We start from the raw sequence: 24,228 nt of genomic DNA on the forward strand, positions 1-24,228 counted from the left end.
ACAAAATATTTTAAAAGGAGAATTTAAATAATGAAAAGAATAAATCTTAAAATCAGCATTTTAGTCCTAATAGTCCTAAGTTTATTAATTTTTACAGCAGCCGGAACAGGGGCGGCTTCTGATCTGAAAGAAATAACTATCGGTTATTTTCCCAACATCACCCATGCACCGGCAATTGTTGGAGTTAGTGAAAATATATTTGTTGATCAGCTAAATGGAATTAAGGTCAAAACTAAAATTTTTCCAAATGGATCACTTTTTATGGACGCTCTGGCCACAGATCAAATTGATCTGGGTTATGTTGGACCCGGGCCAGCTATCAATCGTTACCTGCAGGGGGCAGATGTAAAAGCTCTGGCCAGTGCCAGTAACGGGGGAACAGTTTTAGTTACCCGAAAGGATTTTGAATATAATTCTCTAGCAGATTTAAAAGATAAAATCATTGCAACTCCTGCTCTGGGCTGTACCCATGATCTGCTATTTAGGCAGTTGATTAAAGACAATAACCTAAATACAAATCGTCGCGGAGGAACTATTGACCACCGGGCTCAAAAACCGGCAACAATGGTTGGCCTTTTTGCTACCAAACAGCTTGATGCTGCAGTAGTTTCTGAACCCTGGGCCGCAAAAATGGAAGCAGAGATTGGTTCTAAAGTAGTTGTCGACTGGGATCAGATGCCCTGGGATGGTAAGCTGCCCGCTGCTGTAGTTGTCTCAACCAGTAAATTTATCGACAATAATCCAGTTTTAATAAATAACTTTCTTAAGGCTCACCAAAAAACAGTTGAATATATCAATGAAAATCCCCTTAAGAGCAGTAAAATTATTCAGCAGAAAATAAAAGATATAACCAGACAGGAACTGTCTCTAGAAATAATTAAAACTTCAATGCAGAGAACCAATATCACTTCCAGGCTCGATAATTCTGCCGTACAAAAGCTTGCTGATCTTTCTGCAGAATTGGGCTTTATTAAAGGTGATTCTGATCTAAATGGATTTATAGATTCTTCATATTTAGATGAAATAACCAGATAAAATTTGTTATTAATCTGAAATTTTGAAATAATGTATTTAAAGTTACTGTTTAGATTGATAATCTTAAAAAGTTAGGAAGGATAAAAATGAAGGTAGTAAATAATATAACAGAATTAATTGGTGAAACACCGGTTGTTAAATTACAAAAACTTACTAATAAAAATGATGCGGATGTTTATGTTAAATTAGAGTATTTTAACCCCAGCGGCAGTGTAAAGGATCGTCCTGCTTTAAATATGATAGAGGAAGCCGAAAAAACCGGAAAACTTAATACTGGAGGGACAATAATAGAACCTACCAGCGGCAATACAGGGATTGGACTGGCAATGATTGCTGCAGCTAGAGGATATAACTGTATTATTATTATGCCTGATAGTGCTTCTCAGGAAAGAATAAATATCTTAAAGGCCTATGGAGCTGAGGTAGTACTTACTCCTGCTCAAAAAATGATGCAGGGAGCAATTGACAGAGCACATGAATTAAAAAGCAAAATCAATAATTCTTTTATTCCCAACCAGTTTGAAAACCCGGCAAATCCTGCAGTCCATCGAAAGACAACTGCCCCGGAAATTTTAGAACAGATGAATGGTCAGCTGGATGCTTTTGTAGCCTCAGCAGGTACAGGAGGAACAATTTCTGGCACCGGAAATAAACTAAAAGAAAAATTACCTGAATTAAAAATATATACTGTAGAGTCAGAAAATTCTCCTGTTCTCGCCGGTGGTCAACCAGGTCCTCATAAAATTCCCGGCACCGGACCTGGCTTTATTCCCCAAACTCTGGACAGCAATATTTATGATAAAATCTATCATATTTCTGATCATAATGTAATTGAAATAACTAAAAAACTGGCTGCTGAAGAAGGCCTTCTTCTCGGCCCCTCTTCTGGTGCAGCTGTCTGGACTGCACTGCAGGTAGCTAAAAATTTAGATCCAGAAAAGAAAGTGCTTGCTATCGCCGCAGACACCGGACAGAGATATCTTGGGGGAGAGTTTTTTAGTTAAATATATACTAAATTACAGGGCCTCAATTATGAGGCCTTAGTCGCTCTTCTATTGGAAGCCGTTTTAGTTTCATCAGCTGTTGAAATCCTGCCAGCTTTACGAAGTTTTGATGCATAAAAGTTGATAAATCCTGCCATAATTATCGCTGAACCTCCAAAAATGCTGAGTGAATCAGGTATTTCACTAAAAATAATTATTCCAATAATGACTGAAAAAACAATATTTGAATAAGCATAAATTGATACTTCACCGGCTTCACTAAAACGATAAGCCTTAGTTACAAAAAACTGAGCTAGCAAAGCGAATAGTCCAAGTGCAAAAAGAGCTAAAACTTCTCTCAAATCTGGAACAACAAATTTACCTGTAAAAAGAAAAGGTAAGGTTGCCAGAGTTGAGAAAGTACAAAATGCAAGAACAATTGTCTCTGATGATTCACTTTTTCTTAAGTGTCTTAAAAGGGTATAAGATATACCGGATAATATCCCAGCACTCAATGCGATTAAGGCAGGGAACATCTCAGAGCTTAGACTTGGCTTAATTACAAAGAGAGCTCCCAAAACCGCAAAAGACAAAGAAAAAAGCTGCGTCTTTTTTATCTTTTCATTTAAGAATAAGGCAGCAAAAATCATCACAAAAAATGGAGATGTTTTATTCAAAATAACTGCATCTGCCATTTTCATCTGACCAATTGCATAAAAATAACTGGCAATACTAAAAAAACCAATCAGGCTTCTCAGTAAAACTAATTTAACATTATTAACTTTTATTTTTTTTCCGTTTCTACTGACCATAAACAATCCAAATAAGATTCCAACAAGATTCCTAAAAAAATCTTTTCTGCCAGTGGAATATCACCCAAAAATTTAACGGTTGCCGCCATTAGTGCAAAAAATGCTGAAGATAAAACCATATACATTATACCCTTTTCATCATCATCCACTTTTAACACCTCATTATTAAATTTATTATCTTTCAGATTTTAACTGCCACTCATTATACAAGTATACACTCCCTATGTAAAGGCTTAAATAGAGATTATTTTATTTTTTTTATTTGTATTTTTTTTAGATGAAAATTAGGCTGCTATAAACACTAGACTAAGCATTAAACAACCTCTGAATCTATCTAAATATTAATGTTAACCCTAACTCTAAAATACTCTCGCTAAATAACTTTTATGTTTATCAAAATCTTATATAAAATAAAGTTATCCAACATAAGATATTATTATTTTAGTATTGATAATAAATAGTATATAATTGATATAGAAACTTGTGAATAATATTATAAATAACTTTTGAGCAAAAATTAAGCAGTAAATTTTGAACTGACATAATTTTTTGTTCTGCTTTGCGAATTTTAGAACAAAGTTATTTACTATTCAAAAATATGAGGAGGGATTTTTTAATGAAAAAATTTGAAAAAGTTTTAGGATTTATAGCCATTATTATTGTATTAGCAGCAGCTAAGTTCTGGCTGAAGACAGATCTTCTATTTTTTAGACTATTAGCAGGAGCTGGACTGGGTTATGCTCTGGCCAGAGCCTACACCGGATTTGCCGGCAGTGTTAACAGAGCCTACAGAACGGGTTCAACCAAGTTGATGAGAACAATGTTATTTATGTTCTTTATTACAGCCGTTTTAATGACAGCATTTCTATTTGATAAAGATCCAGCAAGCTACAATCTCTGGATTAAACCAATTAATATTGGATTAATGCTGGGAGGTTTTCTGTTTGGTTTTGGAATGTCTATTTCTGTCTGCTGTGCCAGTGGAGTTTTAACTGATCTACCACAGGCTTTACCGAGAGCATTTACAACACTTATCTTCTTTATGATTGGTGTTTTTGTAGGTTTCCCAATTCAGTATACTGCCGACTGGGTTCAGGAATCATGGTTTAGCAGTTATATTGGCTATAGAACAATGGGTGGTGTTTTCCTTCCCGACTTATTCCAGGGAGATGGATTTGAAGGTTACTTAGGAGCTTTAATTGTTTTTGGTGCAATTTGTCTGCTCTTTACTTTTCTTTCATACTATTATGAAAAAAGACAGAAAAAATCTGGAAAATATAGTGGTTTAGAAATCGAAAGAATTCAGGAAAACTTAGAACCAATGGATTTGAAAAACTTTAAATTATTTAGTCCAGATACTTATTACCATCTGTTTGAAAAACCATGGACTTTAAAACAGGGTGCTATAGCACTTGCTGTAATTGTTACAGTTATGATGGGAGTTACAGGTTATGGCTGGGGAGTTTCTCAAGCCTATGGTATCTGGTTTGGTAAAATATTAATGTTATTTGGTATTTCAGCTGAAGCAATTGGAGAATTTACTCAGTTATCAGCCCAAAATTTTGCTACTCCATTTTTTGAACACCAGACTTCCGTTCAGAACTTTGGTATTCTAATTGGTGCAATTATTTACCTTTTAACTGCCGGTAAATTTATGGAGTTTTTCAACTCTGAACTGCATATTAACAAAAAACAGGTAGCAATGTATTCTCTTGGTGGTTTAACAATGGGCTTTGGTACTCGTCTTGCACAGGGATGTAATGTTGGAGCCTTATTCACACCAATTTCTAATTTTTCTCTATCAGGTTGGGTATTCCTTATCTTTATGATTATTGGTGGAATAATAAGTAATAAGTTTAGCGAAAAAGTATTTTAAATTTAGTAAGTAACATGTTCTCTCAAACACTATTTTTTTGAGAGTGATTTATAATATAAAATTTACAGGAGGAATAAAATATGAGTAAAAGAGTTTTAATTGTTGGGGGAGTAGCTGGTGGAGCTGGTACAGCTGCTAGAGTAAGAAGACTGGATGAAGACGCAGAAGTAATTATGTTTGAACGGGGTTCACATGTTTCTTTTTCTAACTGTTCTCTACCTTATCACTTAAGTGGAATTGTTAGAGATTGTGATGATTTAGTTTTAATGTGCCCTTCCAAATTTGCCGAGCAGTACAATATTGATGCCCGTGTTAACAGTGAAGTTACAAGAATTAATAGAGAAGAAAAAACAATTGAAGTTAAAAATTTAGAAACTGGTGAAACATACACTGAAGCCTATGATAAATTAATGCTCTCTCCTGGTGCCAATCCAATTAGACCTGGAAGTATCAAGGGAGTAAATAATGATAATGTCTTTACTATCAGAAATGTTGATGATATTGACAAATTAAATCAGTATGTTAAGAAAAATAAAGTTGAAAATGTGGCAGTAATTGGTGCCGGTTATATCGGAGTTGAAATTGCTGAGAACTTTATCCACTCTGACAAAAATGTAGCTTTAGTTGAAGCTATGGATCAGGTCTTAAATCCTTTTGATTATGATATGGCTCAAATTATTCAAAAAGAGCTTCATGATAATGGAGTAAATGTAGTTTTATCAGATCCTTTATCTGAGGTAAATGATGACCATGTTGTTTTAAAATCTGGCAAGAAACTTGACGCTGAAGCTGTTGTTTTAGCTATCGGTGTTAGTCCAGAAACCAAACTTGCTAAAGATGCAGGTTTAAAAATTGGTGAAACAGGTGGAATTGAAGTAAATCATAACTATGTAACAAGTGATCCTGATATTTATGCTGTTGGAGATGTAATTGAAGTTTATTCTAAGATTGCCCGCTCTAAAACAAGATTACCACTTGCTGGACCAGCCCAGAGACAGGCTCGTGCTGCAGCAAACCACATGTATAATATTCCAAATAAGAACAATGGTGTAATTGGAACTTCTATCATCAGAGCCTTTAATTACAATGCTGGTGCAACAGGTCTTAATGAAAAACAGCTCCAGGATGCTGGTATTTCATATGATTTTGTTTATGTAATACCTACTGATAAAGTTGGTCTAATGCCAGATGCTAATCCTTTACACTTTAAATTAATTTACGAAGTGCCAACAGGTAAGATTTTAGGTGCTCAGGCTGTAGGTAAAGGTAATGTAGATAAAAGAATTGATGTTATGGCAACAGCTATCTTAATGGATGCAACAGTAGAAGATTTAACTGAATCAGAGTTAGCTTATGCTCCTCTTTTCTCTACTCCCAGAAACGCTGTTAATCAGGCCAGCCTGGTAGCAACTAACTTAATCAATAACCGCTACAATCAGATTCCTGTAACTAAGGTTAGAGAATTAGTGGAAAATGATGCCTTTATCGTTGATGTTCGCGAAAAAGATGAATATGAAGCCGGTCACCTGATTAATTCAGTCAATATTCCTTTAAGTGAATTAAGAGAAAGAACTGATGAGATTCCTAAAGACCAGCCAGTTTACTTACACTGCCGTTCAGGCCAGAGAAGTTACAATGCTGTTCTAGCATTACAGGGTAGAGGTTATGATAATGTGACTAATATCGCTGGATCTTTCCTAGGAATTTCTTTCTATGAATATTTCCAGGATCAGACAACAGATCGCGAAAAAATTGTAACTGAGTATAACTTTGAGTAAAATCTTATAGGTACCGGTTACTTGAGAATTTTTTCCAATTAATCCGGTTTTAAATAGTTATAATTTAAAAAATAAAAAGTACCGGCATAAGGACGTGTAAACAATGGCTTTAGATAATAAAAAAGAGATCAACAAAGATCAATCCTCATCTAATCATTCTTCAACTCAGAATATCAGCAGAGAGCCAGCTAAAAATAAAAAAACTAAAACAGAAAGAGCGCTCACTTTTTTAACCTGGACTTCTATTTTTCTTATCTGGTATGTTATAACTAAATTAGGAATTTTTACGCCGACTCTACTGCCGGGACCAGCAAGAGTCTGGAGAGCTTTCTTAAGAATTTTAGCTGAAGGTTATAATGGAGTTTCTCTCTGGCTGCATTTAGGAGCCAGTTTCAAACGTCTCTTTGTTGCTTTATTCTTTGCAATTTTTACCGCTGTTCCGCTGGGACTACTAAGCGGTTATTTTGACAAAGTTGAGGCAGTAATTGATTCTGTAGTTGAATTTTATCGTCCACTGCCACCACTTGCCTATTATACGCTTTTAGTTCTCTGGTTCGGTATTGATGACACCTCAAAACAGATTCTCTTATTTTTAGCTGCCTTTGCTCCTATTTATATTGCCTGTGTCTCTGCAGTTAGAAAGTTAAATCAGGATTTTGTGCTAAGTGCCAGATCACTGGGAGCAGCTCAAAAGGATGTTTTTTTCAAAATTGTGCTGCCGGCTTCTCTGCCCGAAATTTTTACCGGAATCCGAACTGCATTTGGAGTCGCTTATACCACCCTCGTTTCTTCCGAAATGGTTGCTGCGACTTCCGGTATTGGCTGGATGGTTCTGGATGCATCTAATTTTTTGAAAAGTGATGTGATTTTTGTAGGTATTATAATTATGGGAATTACAGGAGTAATAATTGATGCTGGCTTAAGGTTTTTAGAAAGAAAGATAATTTTCTGGAAAGGACATGTCTAAAACTTATAATTTAAATTCTAATTACACTTTACGATTGAACTTATGCTGAGAATAAATTTGATTTGAGATAATTCAAAAAATTTGGAGGTACTGAAATGAAAAAAAGTTACTTAAAAAAATTATTTCTGTTATTTATAGTGGCAGCACTTGCTTTAACGCTAACAGCCTGCGGGAGTGATCAGGCTCAAAATGATAGTTCAGAAACTGAAAATACAGCTGCCCAGGAATCACTGCCTGAAGAGATTAATTTTGGTATTTTAAGAGTTCCTAATGATGAAACTATTGCAGTTGCTGAAGGTTTTTTCGATGATTATTTTACTGAACGTGGAATCGAGGTTAATACCAGAGTTTTTGATTCCGGAGTCGAAGCCAATCAGGCCCTTGCTTCTGGAAGTATTGATTTTGCTACTATGGGAAATACAAATGCAATTACCGCTCTCGCCCGTGAACTCAATGTCGAATTAATCTGGATCCATGAGGTTCTGGGAGAAAATGAAGCGCTGGCAGTCAAAAATGGTTCTGGGATTGAAACAGTTGAAGATCTGGTTGGAGAAAGAATTGCAGTTCCTTTTGCTTCTACCGCCCACTATATTCTTTTAAATGTTCTAAAAGAAGCTGGGATTGAAAAAGATGTTCAGCTTTTAGATATGCAGACTGCCGAAATTGTAGCCGCCTGGGAACGGGGAGATGTCAAGGCAGCTTATACCTGGCAGCCAACTCTGGCCCAGCTTTTAAAAAGCGGCTCTACTTTAACTGACAGCAGAGAAATGGCTGAAAAAGGCTATATTACCGCCAATGTTGACGTTGTCCGCAAAGGATTTTCTGAGGAATACCCAGAATTAGTTGCTGATTTTATTTCTGCTCTGACTAAGGCTGGAGATATTTATAGAAGTGACCCTGAAAAAGCTGCTGAAATTGCAGGTAAGGAACTCGGCCTGGAAACTGAAGTTGCTCTGCATCAAATGCGTGGTACCACCTGGAAAACAAGAGAAGAACTCTTAAGTGAAGATTTCTTTGGTACAATTGATCAACCCGGAAACTTTGCCAAAGTAATGAAAGATACTTCCGACTTCCTGCAGAATCAGGGTTCTATTGAAGAATCTCCTTCTCAGGAAGCCTTTAATGAATATGTTAATCCTGAATATATCAAAATGTCACTGGAAAATGAAGAAAATAATTAATTTTAATATTTAAGATTTTAACTTAATCAATGTAATTAAAGCTAATCAGGAAAGGATATATTTTATGTCTGCTCAAACAAAAAAAGAGAGCTTAATTAAAATTGAAGATATGAGCCTGGAATATGGTGAAAGTATTAATTCTACACTTGCCCTTAAAAATATTAACTTAGAAATTAATAAAGGTGAATTTATCTGTGTTTTAGGCCCTTCTGGCTGTGGTAAGAGTTCACTGCTTAAATGTATTGCCGGCTATGTGAAGCCAAGTTCTGGCAGAGTTATGATGCAGGGGAAGCAGGTTGAGGGTCCTGACTGGCACCGGGGAGTTGTCTTTCAATCTCCTACCCTCTATCCCTGGATGACTGTGAATGAAAATGTTGAATTTGGACCTAAAATGCGAGATCTACCCAGGGCTGAAATTAAAGAAATTCGGGAATATTTTTTAGATGAAGTTAATTTGAGTGGATTCGGTGAAAATTATACCTTTGAATTATCCGGGGGTATGAAACAGCGAGTTGCTATTGCTCGGGTGCTGGCTAATTATCCTCAGGTTGTCTTAATGGATGAACCTTTTGGAGCCCTGGATGCTTTAACCAGAGAAAATATGCAGAACTTAATCCGCAACATTTGGGAAGAAAATAATACGACCATCTTTTTTATCACCCATGATGTGGATGAAGCACTTTTACTGGCCAATCGAGTTGTTGTGATGTCAAAACAGCCGGGAGAGATTATTAAAATCTTTGATGTTGATTTTACAAATCAGATATTTGAAAAGGGAACAAAAGAAGTAATTTACAATGAGGATTATTTTGCAGTTAAAAATGAAATTATGGATATTATTCACGGTCAAATCGATTAATTTTTAATCTAGTGCTTAGTCCAAAATAATTTTAGGATAAATATTATAGCAACATATAATGCAGAAAGGAGCCCAAATGGGCTCCTTTCTTGTATAAAGATTAATTTTATACTTATCTTCTGCTTAATTTAATTTTTAACTCAGATTACTGAACTACTTCGTATCCCTGATTAGCCCAACCAAGTGGTGCATTAGCATCAGTTCCCATACCACCATTAAGTGATACAGCATCATAGCCTAACATTCTTAAACCAGCTACTGCCTGACCTGCAGTTTGACCTGTGTAACAGTAAACAACTAACTTCTGATCCTGTGGAAGCTGTCCAAAATACTGCTCCATACCAGCACCCCAGGGAATATTAACTGCACCTTCTATATGACCTTCAGCGAAAGCTCCTGGCTGTCTAATTGAAACTACCATCATATCTGCATCAGAGTCTACAGCCATCTTTAACATATCTTCAGCAATTTTATAGTTCTTATACATTGAATCACTAACATCAGCTAAACCTGCATAATAGTCTTCAATAGCAGCTTTAACATCTGAATTAATTTCATAATCTGTAGCTCCACCAAGTTCATTTGCCTCAGTTTCAACTATTTCTTCATAACCATCAACTTGAGAAATTCCAAGATTCCAACCAAATCTAACTGATTTAGCTTCAAAACCGGCAAAGTTTAATAAAGCAACCGCCTGATTTGCAGTCTGAGCTGTATAACAGTAAACATAAATAGTCTCATCACCAGGTAACTTGTCTAAAGCAGCTGGCATAGCGTCTGGACCCCAGGGTACATTTACTGCACCTTTGACATGTCCTTCATTATAAACATCAGGCTGTCTGATATCTAAAACAAAGAGATCTTCTCCAGCTTTAACTTTTTCTACAAAAGCTTCTTCCCCAATCATGCCATTATCTTCTGGAAGATTTGCAAAATAACCATTAACCGCATCCTCTACTGCATCTGAAACTGCAAGTGCTGAACTGGAAACTACAAGTAAAGCCATCATAACTATTGCCATTGATAATAAAATTCTTTTTTTCATTCTTATTCCTCCTAATTTTTTGATGAAATATTAAAGATAACTAAATTGTGAAATTGCAATACATTAAAATATATTTCACAAACTTTCTTAAATAAAAGTTCTCAACTCACTGTTAAGAACTTCTATTATCAACATTAATTTGTTAAAATAATTTACTTAAGAACCATCCTGAGCACTTGGTTCAGCAGGAGCACCACTTAGCATTCCCTTTGGAGTTGAGCTATCTGATGACCATTCGATCCAGGCACCGTCGTAAAGCTTAAGATCTCTATAACCAGCATTATGTAGAGCTAAGAAGCTTTGAGCAGCTCTAATTGAAGTTTGACAGTACATTATAACCTCTTTATCTGGAGTGATATCATTATCTGGATAATATCTTTGAATATAACTTGGTGGATAAAATTCTCCATTATCCTTATTATTGTCGACATAATTGATATGAATAGCTCCAGGAATAATACCCTCACTAACCTCATCGGCAGTTCTAACATCTAAAATAACAACATCTTCAGCAGGATTGTTTGCCTGTTCAAGAACTTCTTCCTTAGTAGCAATTAGCTCCTCATTCTTTTCAGCAGCAGTGTATTCTGCAGCCTCAACCTCGTAGTCACCGGAAACAAATTCTGCTCCAGCTTCTTCTAAAGCATTTAAACCTCCACTAATGACTTTCATATTTGCAGTGTCATGGCCGTAAACCAGCATTGTCCACCATAAACGAGCTGCATCCATATTATTGTTATTATCATAAATTATTACCTTTGTCTGATTGGAAATACCATTCTCCCCCAAAGAAGATTCTAATTTGGAAGCATCGGCCAGCATATTTGGATAAGGACCAAAAGTAGTAATATCATTTCTGGCAATGTTTACTGAACCTTCAAGGTGCTGGTCTTCAAAGTCACCAGAGTTTTGAGTATCAACTACAACTACCTCTTCTTCCTCAATCATCTTTAAAGCTTCATCAGCTGTAATTATATCCTGCCCCACTTCACCGGGAACAGAAATATCCGCTTCACAGCCTGTGAGAATAATCGCAAAAGCTAATAAAATAAATAATACCTTTATTGATTTTTTCATTTTTCCACCTCCGAATTTATATTGTTAAAATTGGAACAATCTCTAATAATATTATAAAACATATTCCCCACTTATAGTTATAACAATTGCTAATAGTATATTCAATTATCAAATGAAAAGGCTTTATTGGCAATATTTTAAAATAAAACCTTGATTGTGGTATAATAATACCAATCTAATAAATATTTTTTAGGAGCGTTCATATGTATTTTACTGTTAAAGATATCTTTAAAAAAATAAAAGCCTGGAATTTAATAGTTCTCTTTTTTATTATAAACCTTTTCTTTCTCAAAAACTTTCCCTTTGTTCATTCAGACGAGGCCTGGTTGAGCGGGCTTTCTCGACAGATAATGCAGACAAATAACCCAGCCAGCACTGAAACGTTTTTTGATCTGCTGCCGCGGAACCCACATGCAATCAAAATCTTTTTTCACTTTTTACAGATCATTTTTATTAAGTTATTAGGTTATCAAGTCTTTACTTTTCGCTTAATTTCACTGCTGGCCGGCAGTTTGAGTCTTTTTATCTTTTATAAAATAACTTTTTTAATTACCAACTCTAAAAAATTAAGTATACTGGCTTTAATTATACTGGGCCTGGACATTCATTTTATTTATAGTTCCCATCTGGCCCGGCAGGAAATTATATTAGTTTTAATATTCTTAACTGCACTCTATTATTTTTTAAATGCGATAGAAAAAACTGATGAAAAAAATTATTCAGAATCAAAAAAAGAAGACACAATTAAAAAAGATATCTATCTTGGCCTTATTCTGGGCTCAGCTATTGGTTTCCATCCAAATGCTTTTATTATTTCCATGCCCTTTATAATGATCTACAGCTGGAAACTGGCTTTCAATAAAAAAACTAAACTTAAAAATTATTTAAGTTTTGGGGGAACTTTAGCAGTAACTGCCTTCTTTTTTATTTTTTTAAGTTTTCTCTTTGATCCTAATTTTATTGGCAATTACAGCAGCTATGGAGCTCAGTTGGGTGTGCTGGATTCTTTACTGCTTAAATTAGAAAATTTTAAAGATTTTTATCTAAAATTATTTTATCAGGTAAGCGGTACCTATTATGTTCCTCCGATTAAATTTCAACTGGTATTTTTTGCAGCTGCAGCTCTGGCTTCACTGGCTAAACTTTTACTTAACAAAGATAAGTTAAATTTATTTTTGCTTATCAGTCTATTAGCTGTTAATCTGGGATATTTAATTATCGGCAGATACAATCAAACTTCAATAATTTTTATCTTTCCGATTGCTTATCTTATATTTATCAACCTAATAAAAAATTTAAATTTTAAACTGAGCGGCAGCTTAATCCTGATTTTAATTGCGCTTTTAACCCTGAACAGTGGGACTACAATAATTGAGGAGAGCCATTATAATTACCAGGATTATCTGCAGCAGATTGCAGAGGTAGTGCCGCGAGATGCCAGGGTGCTGGCAAATCTAAATACAGACTATTATTTTGAAAATGGAAGCCTTGTTGATTACCGAAACCTTGCTTATCTGCAGGAAAATAATCTCTCTTTTGCTGATTATATAAATCAAAATGAAATCGAATATATAATTTATCCCGAAGAAATGGATTATATCTACAACAGCCGACCAAGCTGGAATATTCTCTACGGCAATCTCTATCCTTATTATCAAGAAATGCAGCATTTTCTCAATCAGGAAACTGAACTAATCAAAGAGTTTACTAATTCTACCTATCCAATGAGAATTGTAAGAAAAATTGGAGCCAAAAACTGGTCAGTTAAAATTTATAAAGTCAATTCTACAGCTGAGACTGGAGCTTTTCAAAAAGCTGATTAAAATCTCTGCTGCTCCGAATACGAGGGTATGGAAGTTTATTTTCAATAATATTAATTACTTCGCCCGGCTCATTTTTCATCAGCACTATTCTTTGGGAAAGAAAAACTGCCTCCCTGATATCATGGGTCACAAAAATAATTGTTCTCTCTTCTTCCTGCCAGAGCTGAACCAAAAGCTGCTGCAGCTCCTGGCGAGTCTGGCTGTCTACACTGCCAAATGGTTCGTCCATTAACATAATTTCAGCTTCTGCAGCCAGGGTTCTGGCCAGAGCAGCTCTCTGCTTCATTCCTCCGGAAAGCTGATGTGGATAATAATTCTGATAGTCCAGGAGTTTAACTTCTTCTAGATATTTAAGAGCTTTTTCTTTAATCTCTGCTGAACTTAGCTTTTCTTTGTTGTTTTTAGCTGCTGCTTTAACTGCAAATTCTACATTGTCAATTACCTTCTGCCAGGAAAAAAGTTGCTCAAAATCCTGAAATAACATTATTCTATCTAAACCCGCTTCTATAAGTTCTTCTCCTTCTTTTAAAAACTGACCTCTATCTGTTTTGCTGAAACCGGCTATTATTTTAAGTAAAGTTGATTTACCACAACCGGAAGGACCTAAGATCGTCAAAAATTCATTTTCTTTAATCTCTAAATTAATATCCTTTAAAGCAATCTTTTTTTCTTTTTCGGTCTCAAAACTTTTATTAACATTTTTAAGTTCTAAATAGGATTTCATTTTAACATTCCCCATTTTTTAACTGTTTTTGCTTCCAGCTTTTCAAAAATAAAATCTTCAACAGCTATCCCAATTAGAATAATCACAATTATCCCGGCAAATACCCCCGGCAAATCAAAGAAAACCCTTTTTTGAAAAATATACCAGCCAAGACCTCCCAGACTGTTAATTGCACCAAAGAGCATTTCAGCACTAATTAACGCCCGCCAGGATCTGGCCCAGGCTATTTTTAAACCGGAAATAAAGTAAGGTAAGGAAGCGGGGATTAATATCTTATACATAAATTCTAATTTATTTAAACGATAATTTTTGGCAATCAGAGTATAAATATCAGGAATAGAATTAAAACCTGTACTTAAATTTAAAACTAAAGGCCATAAAACTGAATGAATAATTACAATCAAAATTGCTGTTTTGCCAGAACCAAACCAGATCAAAATTAAAGGCATCAGAGCTATTCCAGGCAGGGGATGCGCAAGAGCAGTAAGAGTATCTATCAAACCAGCAGCATAACTAGAAAAATAAGCTGTCAGAGAAAGAATCAAAGCTGTAATAGTGGCCAGAAATAGACCCTGGGCAATCACTGATAATGAAAATCCTATCTGCTTAATTAAGGTGCCATCTTTTAGTGACTCAAATAGAGCAATTAATATCTGGTCAAGGCCGGGAAAAATCATTTCCGAAAAAATTCCGCTTACTGCTGTCAGCTGCCAGATCAGAGATAAAATCATCCCCCAAAAAAATCGCTGTTTATATTTACTCTTCATTTTGGACAGCTTCCTCCTCTGAAGCAGTTTCCCTGCCGGTTAAATTTTTTTCAAAAACAAGCTCAGAATACTGATAATTATTTGCTTCCAGATAGGCTTCTGCAGTCATAAAGTCAATAAATTTATCCAGTCCTTTGACCTCAGAACTGTATATCATTCCCGGCCAGTTTAAATATTCCAGCATTTCAGTCTGACTTAAACTATAATTATCTGCCAGAATTTCCGCTGCTTCTTCTGGCTGGCCTTCTATAAATTCTATCGCTTTCTCCAGAGCGTCCAGAAAATAAGCATAATTTTTAGGCTGCTGCTCGTAAAACTCCTCAGTACTGACACCTATAATAAAGGTGAAGTCACCACCAAAGGCTTTTCTGCCGCTTAAGATCTTTTTAATTCCTTCTTCTCTGCTTTCTAAAAAAAGATAAGGAGGGGAGGCAAAATGAGCACTTACTTCTCTGCCGGCAAGCAGAGCATTCATTGCATCAGGATGACTCATTGTCAAAAGCTGTTCATCAAATCTATCAACTTCTCCAAATTCTCTTTCAGCTGCCATTGAGAGCAGAATATGCTGAATACTTCCGGGCTGGGGAAGTGCAATTTTAGCATCAGTTTTAAAATCTGCCAGACTATTAATATCTCCTCTGTTAGTCATTAAGCCCAGGGGACTCTCAGAAAGACCGGAGATAATTTTCCACTCCATCCCCTTATCGCGAGCAATTAAAAAAGGAGGAATGGCCATAAAAGCTATATCAACTTCGCCAGCCAGCATTGACTCTCTAATAGAAGTAGTATTGCTCAGCTGCTTCCATTCGACTTTTAAATTTGGGTTGGCTTCTTCTAAAAACTTAAGTTCTTTGATTAACTGTACAGGAGCATAGGCCAGCCCGTACTGTTCGGCAATAGTAATTTTTTGCTGTGGCCCTGCTTCATTATTTTCACAGCCGCTGACCAACAGCAGAGTTAAGAGCAAAACTATAATAATTGTTAGATACTTTTTCATACTTACACTCCTGATTTTTAAAAGTTTTCTCCGATTTCTCTATAAACAAGATTCTTTCCCTTCTGGTCAATAATCTTTAACTTATCATATACAGCAGCTACCCGCTGCTGAAGCTCTTCTTTATTATCTGCCAGCACTATAAAATAACCGGCTCTGGCAGTTGCATTTTCTATATCCGGAATCCGCTCTCCAGGCCTGTAGTTAAAACCAACTTTTAAAAGTCCGGGTAATTTCTGCAGTTCAGAGCTTTCAGTTATAAGGTCTATCCTGCCCGGGCCAGCAAAGAAAAGCTGTGAAGATAAATATTTTTGATTGGCCTGCAGAGAATAATCCTGCAGTGCTTTCTCCTCAAACGGCTCACCTGCTGCCAGCCTGACCATCATTTTCAAAATATCAACTCCTGTCAGCGCTGGCATAAAATCTCCCTCATAGGCGCCTCCGATTCTGCAGGCTATTTCGTTAACCTTTAGTCCCTCTTCCCCAATTAAAAATTGAAAATATATTGGCCCATTTTCAATTCCAAACTCAGCCACAATTTTTTCAGTTATATTCTTAATTTCAAAATAATATTTTTTTAAATGCTTTGAAGGAAAAAGATGGGAAGAACAAATTCCAATATGAATTCCCGCTTCAAATCGCAGGCGGTCAGTAACCGTTAAAATTGTTGTCTTTCCATCTACAACCCAGCCACTAACTGTAATTTCATCTGATTTATAATATTCTTCTAGCAAAATTTCATCCTCTCGAGAATAAGAAAGAACTTCGTTAAATTTTTCTCTAATTTGAGCAGTTGTCTCCAATTTAAAGACACCCCTCTGCCCCTGACTGTCCAGAGGTTTAATAACAAAGGGTCTCTCAAAGTCTTCCAGTTCCTGGTCAGAAAAATCTGCTGCTAAAATTTTATATTTCACTGTTGGGATAGCTGTTCTGCTGAATTTATTTTTCATAACTTTTTTGTTAGTTACCGCCTCAGCTGTTCCTGTTGAAAGATACTGTGTTAAATCCAATCGTTTAGCTACCCGGGCAGCAGTATAGACTGGCTGATCTGTTCCAGCCGTTAAAATACCGTCCACCTTATATTTTTCTGCAGTTTTAAGGTTGGCCTCAAGATCGAAAGTGCTGCTTTCAGAACTGAAATCAGCAATCTTTTTGCCGGGAGCATCCTGATAATAATCTGAAACAACTACCTCATGCCCCAGCTCTTTTGCCTTTCTAATTAAACTCAACTGGCCACTGCCTCCACCAAGAATTAATAACCGCATTTTGATTCCTCTTTTTCTCTAAAAGTTTTTTCTGCAATTAAATACTGTTCTTTTTTTGAGCGTAAATATTTTAAAAAAGGAAATTCTCCGTAATAGATAAAAAGCTTTAAAAATAATTTTAATAACTTTAAAAAACTATAATTGGACTGACCATATTTGCGCTGCTGCTGTTTTGTATAGATATTTGCAATCGCTGGCTCTTCTTTTAAAATGATAGCCGAAAGATAGATAAAAGATTTTTTTGAAGCTGTAATTTTAGCAAGCATTTCTCTGGTAATTATTCTAAAACTGCTGACTCTAAGCCCATCTTTTTTGGGAGTGATCAGATTAAAGAGCCAGTTGGTCAGCCTGGAGCCTATTCTTCTATAGAAACTGTGTGCTCTCACTTCTGGAATTGCATATACTACATCATAACCCTCTTTAATTTTCTGCAGCAGCAGTACTATATCCGAAGGCTGATGCTGCAGATCATCATCCATAGTGATTATATAATCTCCAGCAGCATAATTAAAAGCACAAAAAATAGCATTCTGCTGGCCAAAATTTCTTTCCAGACGAATACCCTTAATTCTGCTGTCCTGATGACTGAGCTCCACAATTTTTTGATAGCTTTGATCCGAACTGCAGTCATCTACCATAATTAATTCAAATTCAAAATTATTTGTTACAGCAACTTTCTTCACCGCCTGGTAAAGTTCTTCCAGAGAATCCTCACCATTATAAACAGGTACTACAATAGAAATTAAATCAGTCATTAACTTCCTCCACCTGCCTGTTTAAGCTGCAAAAAATTTCTTCCAGAGCTTGAATTATATAATCTAATTCCCGCCGGGAAAGTTCTGGATAAATTGGCAGACGGAGCAGACTGGAAGCAACCTGATTTGTCAGCTGCAGATCTTCTGCTTGATAACCAAGTTTTTTTCCCATTGGCGAGGCATGTAAAGGCTGAAAATGAAAAGCAGCCTCTATTCCTCTGGCCTTAAGCTCTTTTAAAACAAAATCTCTTACTTTTTGATTTTTAAATTTTAAATAATAAATATGATAATTGCTTTTTTTAACAGCAGGAACTACCGGTAAAAGATCTAGAAAATCCTCATCTAAAAATTTCTTCAAATTTTGATTGTAATAATCAAATACTCTTTTCCGCTGAGCAGTAATATAATCAATCTCCTGCAGCTGGGCAAATAAAAGTGCCATCAATATGTCTGATGGCAGATAACTTGAGCCCTCACCAACCCAGCTGTATTTATCGATTTCTCCTCTTAAAAAACGGGAACGATTTGTTCCTTTCTCTCTGATGACTTCTGCTTTTTGAATCAGTTTTTGCTGTTGAGAATTAATAACTAAGGCTCCACCTTCACCACTGACAAAATTTTTGCTGCCGTGAAAGCTGTAACAGCCAAAATCTCCCATGCCACCTGCAGGCTCCCCATTATAAAAACTATTAACTGCATGAGCAGCATCTTCAATAACATAGATATCATTTTTTGCTGCAATTTCCCTAATCAGATCCATTTCACAGCTAATACCGGCATAGTGAACCGGAATAACAGCCTTTGTTTTAGAGGTGATTTTTGACTCAAAATCAGCAGGATCAAGGTTAAAGCTATTTCTTTTAATTTCTGCAAAAACAGGTCTGGCCCCTTCTTTTAAAACTGCATTCGCAGTAGAACTAAAAGTAAAAGAAGGCATAATAACTTCATCACCTGTTTTTAATCCTATTAATTGAGCAGCCATTTCCAGAGCATGAGTAGCTGAAGTAGTCATTAAAACTCTATTTAGATCAAACTTTTCTTCCAGAAATTCACTGACCCGGGCTGTATAATATCCATCACCACTTATACTGCCTCTTTGAAGGGCATCAGTTATATATTCGTTTTCTTTTCCACTCAGATAAGTTTTATTAAAATCAATTTTCAACATAAATTACTCCGCTCCAAACTTTCAGGCTCTTAATTTTTACTTAATAACAGATATGTCTACCCAATTTTTTAAAGTTCGCTATAAAATCTTTTACATCATCAGATAAAAACTCTGCTTTTTTATTAATCATATAAATATCATAATCAAGATCATAATCAGTAATTCTGGAGACATTAATTTCTTTAGCACTAAATTCATCTCGAACTGCATTATATGGTACAAAAGCAACTCCATAACCTTTGCGAACCAGAGTCTTTATTGCTTCTGTAGAATCCAGACGTGATATAATTTCTATCTCTGAAAAATTATGACCAACATCTGCCAGCACCTCTTTAAAATTTTCCTTTATTATACAGTCTTCTTTTAAAATCACAAATTTATGATCCAGAATTTCCTCCAGCTTCACCTTTTCCGGCAGATCAAATGCAGGTGGTGAAATAAGCACTACTTTTTCGTTAATTACCTCTTCAGAGTGAAGCTCTTCAGCCTGAGCTGGATGAGTTGTAAACCCAATTTCGCAGATATCACTTAGAACATCCTGCTCTATTTTATCTGAAGAAGCGGCAACCAGATTATACTTATGATTTGGAAACTTAAACTGCATATTTAAAATTGCACAGGGGAGACAGTAAGTAGCAATAGTATATTCTCCCTCAATCTTTATTTCCTGACTTTCCTGTTCGTTTAAATCCGAAAGCATCTTATTATAGGTTCGAATAATATTATCTGCATATTTTAATACTACCTCACCTGAATTGGTCAGCTTTACTCCTCGATTGCTGCGGATAAAAAGTTCTTTCCCCAGTGAATCTTCAAGTTTTTGAATCTGCTGACTCAAAGCAGGCTGAGATATGTGAGAATTATTTGCAACTTTGGAGATGCTTTTTACTTCTGCAATCTCCTGAAAATATTTTAAGCTTTCAATATGCATAACTACACCCTCTCATTGACAGTTAATATAATTTAGAAAATACTGTTTTAAGCTAATGTTCTTAATTAATTATATTATTAATCAAAAGAAATAACAAGAGTTAATCTCGAAAGCAAAATATTAACTCGATTCCCCAAATCTAGATCAAATTTTTCCACCACTGCTTGTGATCAAGATACCAGTTCAAAGTTTTCTCTACTGCCTGCTCAAAATCATATTCCACTTTCCAGCCCAGTACATTTTTTATCTTACTGGTATCGACTGCATAACGGTAATCATGACCTTTTCGGTCTTCTACATGTTTGATTAAAAGCTCTGATTTTGACAGCAACGATAAGATTTTCTGGGTTATTTCCAGATTGCTCTTTTCATTGTTTGCTCCAATATTATATATTTCACCACTATCTCCCCGCCGCATTACCAGATCAATTGCCCGGCAGTGATCTTTAACATAAATCCAGTCTCGGATATTACTTCCATCACCATAAAGAGGCAGTTTCTCATTCTGAAGTGCATTAATAATAAAAAGAGGAATTAACTTTTCTGGATACTGATAGGGACCAAAATTATTGGAAGACCTAGTGATATTAACAGGCAGCTCATATGTTTTTGCATATGATTTAACTAAAAGATCGGCGGCTGCTTTCGAAGCAGCATAAGGACTGGACGGATTTAACGGACTATCTTCTTTAAACTTCCCTTCCGGACCAAGACTTCCGTAAACCTCATCAGTAGATATCTGCACAAACCTTTTAACTCCAAATTTAAGAGCCAGATCAAGTAAATTCTGGGTCCCTTCAATATTTGTTTTAACGAATACCGAAGGATCTTCTATACTCCGATCAACATGAGATTCAGCTGCAAAATTCACTATATAGTCTATTCCCTGATGCATAATCTGATCAATTTTTTCTTTATTACAGATATCCATTTTTTTAAATTCATAATTAGGACTGTTCTCAACAGCTTTCAAATTATCAAGGTTACCGGCATAACTAAGTTTATCTACATTAATAATTTGATCATCATAATTTTCAAGCTGATAACGAATAAAATTACTGCCAATAAAACCGGCTCCACCTGTAACTAAAATCTTCATCTGTTCAAACCCCTCCTATGAAAATATATTAGATAAAATCAAAAATTTCTCTCATAAAATACCAATATTCTTTAAAACTATTATATCATATTGAGCCTTAATTCTACATTAAATCCGGATCTTTTTTAAAAGAACTTGTTTTGCGAACACTTGTATGCTAAAATTAAATATATAGTGCTTTAGCTCTGCCTAATAGCCAAACCAAAGGAGTTGATAAAATGAATTTTAAAGACAGAGGTAATAAAAAATGGAATTCCTTAATGCTGGTTGAACATCAGAAAAGATTAAAAGAATTAAAAATGAAGGAAGCCGAAGTAGAAAAACCGGAACTTGACCAGCAGGAGCTAAAAGAGATTAATTTTAAACTTAAAGAAGCATTAACGAAAAACTTAACTGTCAGCATAAAATTTTATGAAGATAAGATAATTAAAGACATAAAGGGCAAAATTTTAAAACTCGAAAATTATGAACAGCAGCTTAAAATTGAAAAGCTTAATCAGGAAATCAAAAAACTTAAATTTAGCCAAATTATAGAATTTGAATTTTAAATTTTCAGGAAAGAATTATTTGTGGTGCCCACCAATGGTATTTTCAATTCTCTCTTTAATATTTCCTTTTTCTAGATTGCGGGCATAATATAAAACATCTTTTCCCATTTTGCTGGCCAGTCGGTCTCTAAGCTGATTAATTTCTGATCTTTTTAAATCATTTTCAAATAGATTTAACTGCTGATAATCACTATCCGTAAATTTCGTTAAATAAAGACTTATTTTTCTGACCTTTTCGCCCTGATAATGTTTATTTAAAATAACCACTGCTGCCTGATAAATATCTCTAGTCAGATCCGTTCTTTTTTCCAGACTTAGCTGTCTGGAAAAACCCTTTTTGTTTTCACTTTTTGAATAGCCCAGAGCAAGCGAAACTGTTTTACCTTTTAGATTGTTTTGACGAACTCTTTTACTAACTTCTTCAGCCAGGTTAAAAATTACAGTTTTGATTTCTTCCAGGCAGGTATAATCACTGTAAAGTGTGATTCCTCGTCCAACTGCTTTTTTGCGGTCATCAAAATGCCCCTCTACTTCTGAATAGTCTATTCCCCAGGCATGATAGTAAAGCTGATTACCGATGATTCCAAATTTATTTTCCAAATATTCCAGTGGAAGTTGAGCCAGTTCACCAATTGTATAAACTCCAATTTTATTCAGCTTTTTTTCAGTCCGACTGCCAATTCCCCAGCAGTCAGATAAATTTAAAGGCCATAACTTCTCAGGAATATCACTATAATCCCAGCGGCAGAGACCGCTTTTTTTTCCTTCGTTGTCCATTGCTACCTTGGCCATAAACATGTTGGGGCCAATCCCCATACTGCAGGGCAGACCATATTTACTCCAAATTTCTTCTTTGATTTTTACTGCCAGTTCAAATGGATCACCATACTTTTTCTGACTTCCATTTAATTTAAGCCAGGCCTCATCTATTGAATAGATATGTATTGCTTCCAGCGGCAGATAAGAATTAAAAATTTCAGTTATTTTCATTGAAATTTCAAGATAAAGCCCCATATTAGCTTCAGCCAGTATAATTTCTTCCCTGTCCGGGATTTGATATAAACGGTGAGCTGTTTTTATTCCATATTTTTGCTTAAGAGCAGCAGATGCTGCTAAGACAACTGATCCTTTTCTTTTCTTATCACCAATTACAGCCAGATAGCCCTTAAGTGGATGAATATTTCTTTTAACCAATTCAATGCTGGCATAAAATGACTTCATATCAACACATAAAATTTGATTCTGAGGAGCATCACTATAATCAGGCTGCATACTAAAACCTCCTTAACGAACATTTGTTTAAATATATTTTAGCATATTTTTTCGGTTTTAGCAAACATAGGTTCGATAAAGTCTTGAGTCTCTTTTGAGTCTCTTTTGGACCAGGTTCAAATAGACCTATTTGAACCTGGTCCAATTAAAATAGAGTAGGACCAGCTTTTCAGCTGGGACCCCTCGTCAAACTGCACGTACGGTTCTCCCGTATACAGCTTTCCGTCAGTCGTTGCCCCACCATCTCAAGGAATAAGTCTTCGTCACTGTGTTACCACAGCTGTATATTTTAATCCTCTAAGACAATCTAGTAAGTAGTGAAACGAGTCCCTTCTTCCTGAAAAAGGAATTGGGGATTCTTTTGTTTTGATTCATAACTGCTTTCTTTTTCTCCATATATGACCTTAACCGCATTCGTATCCATTTATCTAAGCGCCGGAAAAGTTTCTTAACATTTCCATGACCGAAATAATTAGCCCAGCCATATATTTTAGCATTTAACCTTTTTATAATGGATTCCACTTTCCAGGGCTGATTTCTCTTAGTAACTTTTCTAACATTGTCTTTGAATTTTTCTAGTGATTTCTTTCTCGGTCTTTTGTATCTCCAGGCTATGAATTCAAATCCCAAAAATACAAAACCTTCACCAAAGTTAGTTATTACTGTCTTTTCTGGATGCAGTTCTAATTTGAGTTTTTCTGTAATAATTTCTTTAACTACCTCATAAGCTCTTTTGGCTTTCCTTTTTGATTTTGTCATTACCACAAAATCATCAGCAAATCGCACCAGCTTGTATCCTCTTTCTACCATTACTTTATCAAACTCATGCAGAAAGATATTTGCCAGAAGTGGCGATATTACGCCACCCTGAGGGGTTCCTTTTCCTGTGGGTATGTATTCTCCATCTTTCATGACTCCCATGGTCAGCCACGATTTTATTATTTCAATCACCCAACTATCTGTTACTTTTTGCCTGATGAATTCTATTAAAAGCTCATGATCTATATTATCGAAAAACCCTTTAATGTCTGCATCTAATACCCATTTGTATCCCTGTTCTTTGTATTCTTCTATTTTGTTTATCGCATCTATCTGCGATTTACCTTTCCTAAATCCCAAAGAACAGTCACAGAATTCTTTTTCATATATCGGCTCCAGTATTCCTCTCACTGCAGCCTGAGCTATTCTGTCTTTAACTGTGGGTATTCCAAGTGGTCTCTGTCTTCCATCACTTTTCGGGATGAATACTCTAAGTGCCGGTTTGGGTTG

23 protein-coding genes are annotated in these 24,228 nt (G+C 35.5%); 9 read left to right on the top strand and 14 right to left on the bottom strand.

Annotation, left to right across the window (positions count from 1 at the left end; all coding sequences use genetic code 11):
• Window positions 1-30: 30 nt before the first annotated feature.
• Entirely contained in the window at window positions 31-1,035 is a 1,005-nt protein-coding gene (locus tag C8C76_RS08350) for an aliphatic sulfonate ABC transporter substrate-binding protein (RefSeq protein ID WP_108140619.1), read from the top strand.
• 80 nt (window positions 1,036-1,115) lie between these two features.
• Window positions 1,116-2,039 carry a cysteine synthase A gene (gene cysK, locus C8C76_RS08355; RefSeq protein WP_108140622.1) on the top strand — a complete coding sequence of 308 codons (924 nt, stop codon included), beginning with the start codon at window positions 1,116-1,118 and terminating at the stop codon, window positions 2,037-2,039.
• Between the two features lie 26 nt (window positions 2,040-2,065).
• Here cysK and C8C76_RS08360 read toward each other — a convergent pair whose 3' ends face one another.
• Together C8C76_RS08360 and C8C76_RS15365 are read right to left on the bottom strand one after the other, a co-directional pair.
• Window positions 2,066-2,830, bottom strand: a complete 765-nt coding sequence (locus tag C8C76_RS08360) for a DMT family transporter (protein WP_258222456.1) — start codon at window positions 2,828-2,830, stop codon at window positions 2,066-2,068.
• Window positions 2,803-2,979, bottom strand: coding sequence for a hypothetical protein (locus tag C8C76_RS15365; RefSeq protein ID WP_258222457.1), 177 nt, complete (start codon window positions 2,977-2,979; stop codon window positions 2,803-2,805). Before C8C76_RS15365 ends, C8C76_RS08360 begins: the two co-directional genes overlap by 28 nt.
• 467 nt (window positions 2,980-3,446) lie before the next feature.
• Here C8C76_RS15365 and C8C76_RS08365 point away from each other — a divergent pair, with 467 nt between their 5' ends.
• From C8C76_RS08365 to C8C76_RS08385, 5 genes are all read left to right on the top strand, one after another.
• Window positions 3,447-4,706, top strand: coding sequence for a YeeE/YedE family protein (locus C8C76_RS08365; protein WP_108140624.1), 1,260 nt, complete (start codon window positions 3,447-3,449; stop codon window positions 4,704-4,706).
• 80 nt (window positions 4,707-4,786) lie between these two features.
• A complete protein-coding gene (locus C8C76_RS08370) occupies window positions 4,787-6,484 on the top strand; it encodes an FAD-dependent oxidoreductase (RefSeq protein ID WP_108140626.1) in 1,698 nt (565 codons plus the stop codon).
• A gap of 103 nt (window positions 6,485-6,587) precedes the next feature.
• Window positions 6,588-7,451 carry an ABC transporter permease gene (locus C8C76_RS08375; protein ID WP_108140628.1) on the top strand — a complete coding sequence of 288 codons (864 nt, stop codon included), beginning with the start codon at window positions 6,588-6,590 and terminating at the stop codon, window positions 7,449-7,451.
• Between the two features lie 95 nt (window positions 7,452-7,546).
• The gene (locus C8C76_RS08380; protein ID WP_108140630.1) at window positions 7,547-8,632 is read left to right on the top strand and encodes a taurine ABC transporter substrate-binding protein; all 1,086 of its coding nucleotides are present in this window, start codon (window positions 7,547-7,549) and stop codon (window positions 8,630-8,632) included.
• A gap of 64 nt (window positions 8,633-8,696) precedes the next feature.
• Entirely contained in the window at window positions 8,697-9,491 is a 795-nt protein-coding gene (locus C8C76_RS08385; RefSeq protein WP_108140632.1) for an ABC transporter ATP-binding protein, read from the top strand.
• Between the two features lie 145 nt (window positions 9,492-9,636).
• On the opposite strand, the gene C8C76_RS08390 is transcribed toward C8C76_RS08385, so the two are convergent.
• On the bottom strand, window positions 9,637-10,536 hold the full coding sequence (locus tag C8C76_RS08390; RefSeq protein WP_108140634.1) for a rhodanese-like domain-containing protein: 900 nt from the start codon (window positions 10,534-10,536) through the stop codon (window positions 9,637-9,639).
• 156 nt (window positions 10,537-10,692) lie between these two features.
• Window positions 10,693-11,613, bottom strand: coding sequence for a sulfurtransferase (locus C8C76_RS08395; RefSeq protein ID WP_108140636.1), 921 nt, complete (start codon window positions 11,611-11,613; stop codon window positions 10,693-10,695).
• A 203-nt stretch (window positions 11,614-11,816) separates the two neighbouring features.
• Between C8C76_RS08395 and C8C76_RS08400 the strand changes: the two genes are divergently transcribed.
• Window positions 11,817-13,436 (top strand): ArnT family glycosyltransferase, encoded by a 1,620-nt coding sequence (locus C8C76_RS08400; protein WP_108140638.1) that lies wholly within the window; start codon window positions 11,817-11,819, stop codon window positions 13,434-13,436.
• On the opposite strand, the gene C8C76_RS08405 is transcribed toward C8C76_RS08400, so the two are convergent.
• The 8 genes from C8C76_RS08405 to rfbB all read right to left on the bottom strand — a co-directional run bounded on the left by C8C76_RS08405 (window position 13,399) and on the right by rfbB (window position 21,139).
• Window positions 13,399-14,160 (bottom strand): ABC transporter ATP-binding protein, encoded by a 762-nt coding sequence (locus C8C76_RS08405; RefSeq protein ID WP_108140640.1) that lies wholly within the window; start codon window positions 14,158-14,160, stop codon window positions 13,399-13,401. The genes C8C76_RS08400 and C8C76_RS08405 overlap by 38 nt on opposite strands.
• Window positions 14,157-14,927 (bottom strand): ABC transporter permease, encoded by a 771-nt coding sequence (locus C8C76_RS08410; protein WP_108140642.1) that lies wholly within the window; start codon window positions 14,925-14,927, stop codon window positions 14,157-14,159. Before C8C76_RS08410 ends, C8C76_RS08405 begins: the two co-directional genes overlap by 4 nt.
• The gene (locus tag C8C76_RS08415) at window positions 14,917-15,924 is read right to left on the bottom strand and encodes an ABC transporter substrate-binding protein (protein ID WP_108140644.1); all 1,008 of its coding nucleotides are present in this window, start codon (window positions 15,922-15,924) and stop codon (window positions 14,917-14,919) included. Before C8C76_RS08415 ends, C8C76_RS08410 begins: the two co-directional genes overlap by 11 nt.
• 17 nt (window positions 15,925-15,941) lie before the next feature.
• Window positions 15,942-17,186: an ATP-grasp domain-containing protein gene (locus C8C76_RS08420; protein WP_108140646.1), complete on the bottom strand. Its 1,245-nt coding sequence runs from the start codon at window positions 17,184-17,186 to the stop codon at window positions 15,942-15,944.
• Window positions 17,174-17,941: a glycosyltransferase family 2 protein gene (locus C8C76_RS08425; RefSeq protein ID WP_108140648.1), complete on the bottom strand. Its 768-nt coding sequence runs from the start codon at window positions 17,939-17,941 to the stop codon at window positions 17,174-17,176. Before C8C76_RS08425 ends, C8C76_RS08420 begins: the two co-directional genes overlap by 13 nt.
• The gene (gene rffA, locus C8C76_RS08430) at window positions 17,934-19,109 is read right to left on the bottom strand and encodes a dTDP-4-amino-4,6-dideoxygalactose transaminase (protein ID WP_181248180.1); all 1,176 of its coding nucleotides are present in this window, start codon (window positions 19,107-19,109) and stop codon (window positions 17,934-17,936) included. The genes C8C76_RS08425 and rffA overlap by 8 nt, the downstream gene beginning before the upstream one ends.
• A 40-nt stretch (window positions 19,110-19,149) precedes the next feature.
• Window positions 19,150-20,040, bottom strand: coding sequence for a LysR family transcriptional regulator (locus C8C76_RS08435; protein WP_108140650.1), 891 nt, complete (start codon window positions 20,038-20,040; stop codon window positions 19,150-19,152).
• Between the two features lie 139 nt (window positions 20,041-20,179).
• Window positions 20,180-21,139: a dTDP-glucose 4,6-dehydratase gene (gene rfbB, locus C8C76_RS08440; RefSeq protein ID WP_108140652.1), complete on the bottom strand. Its 960-nt coding sequence runs from the start codon at window positions 21,137-21,139 to the stop codon at window positions 20,180-20,182.
• 218 nt (window positions 21,140-21,357) lie between these two features.
• Between rfbB and C8C76_RS08445 the strand changes: the two genes are divergently transcribed.
• Window positions 21,358-21,687 (top strand): YolD-like family protein, encoded by a 330-nt coding sequence (locus C8C76_RS08445; protein WP_108140654.1) that lies wholly within the window; start codon window positions 21,358-21,360, stop codon window positions 21,685-21,687.
• Between the two features lie 15 nt (window positions 21,688-21,702).
• On the opposite strand, the gene C8C76_RS08450 is transcribed toward C8C76_RS08445, so the two are convergent.
• Both C8C76_RS08450 and ltrA read right to left on the bottom strand, forming a co-directional pair.
• The gene (locus tag C8C76_RS08450) at window positions 21,703-22,959 is read right to left on the bottom strand and encodes a Y-family DNA polymerase (RefSeq protein WP_108140656.1); all 1,257 of its coding nucleotides are present in this window, start codon (window positions 22,957-22,959) and stop codon (window positions 21,703-21,705) included.
• A gap of 297 nt (window positions 22,960-23,256) precedes the next feature.
• The coding region (gene ltrA, locus C8C76_RS08455) for a group II intron reverse transcriptase/maturase (RefSeq protein WP_108140658.1) at window positions 23,257-24,228 on the bottom strand (972 nt) is incomplete at its 5' end.

Source organism: Halanaerobium saccharolyticum (genome assembly GCF_003053565.1).
Taxonomy (GTDB): domain Bacteria; phylum Bacillota; class Halanaerobiia; order Halanaerobiales; family Halanaerobiaceae; genus Halanaerobium; species Halanaerobium saccharolyticum_B.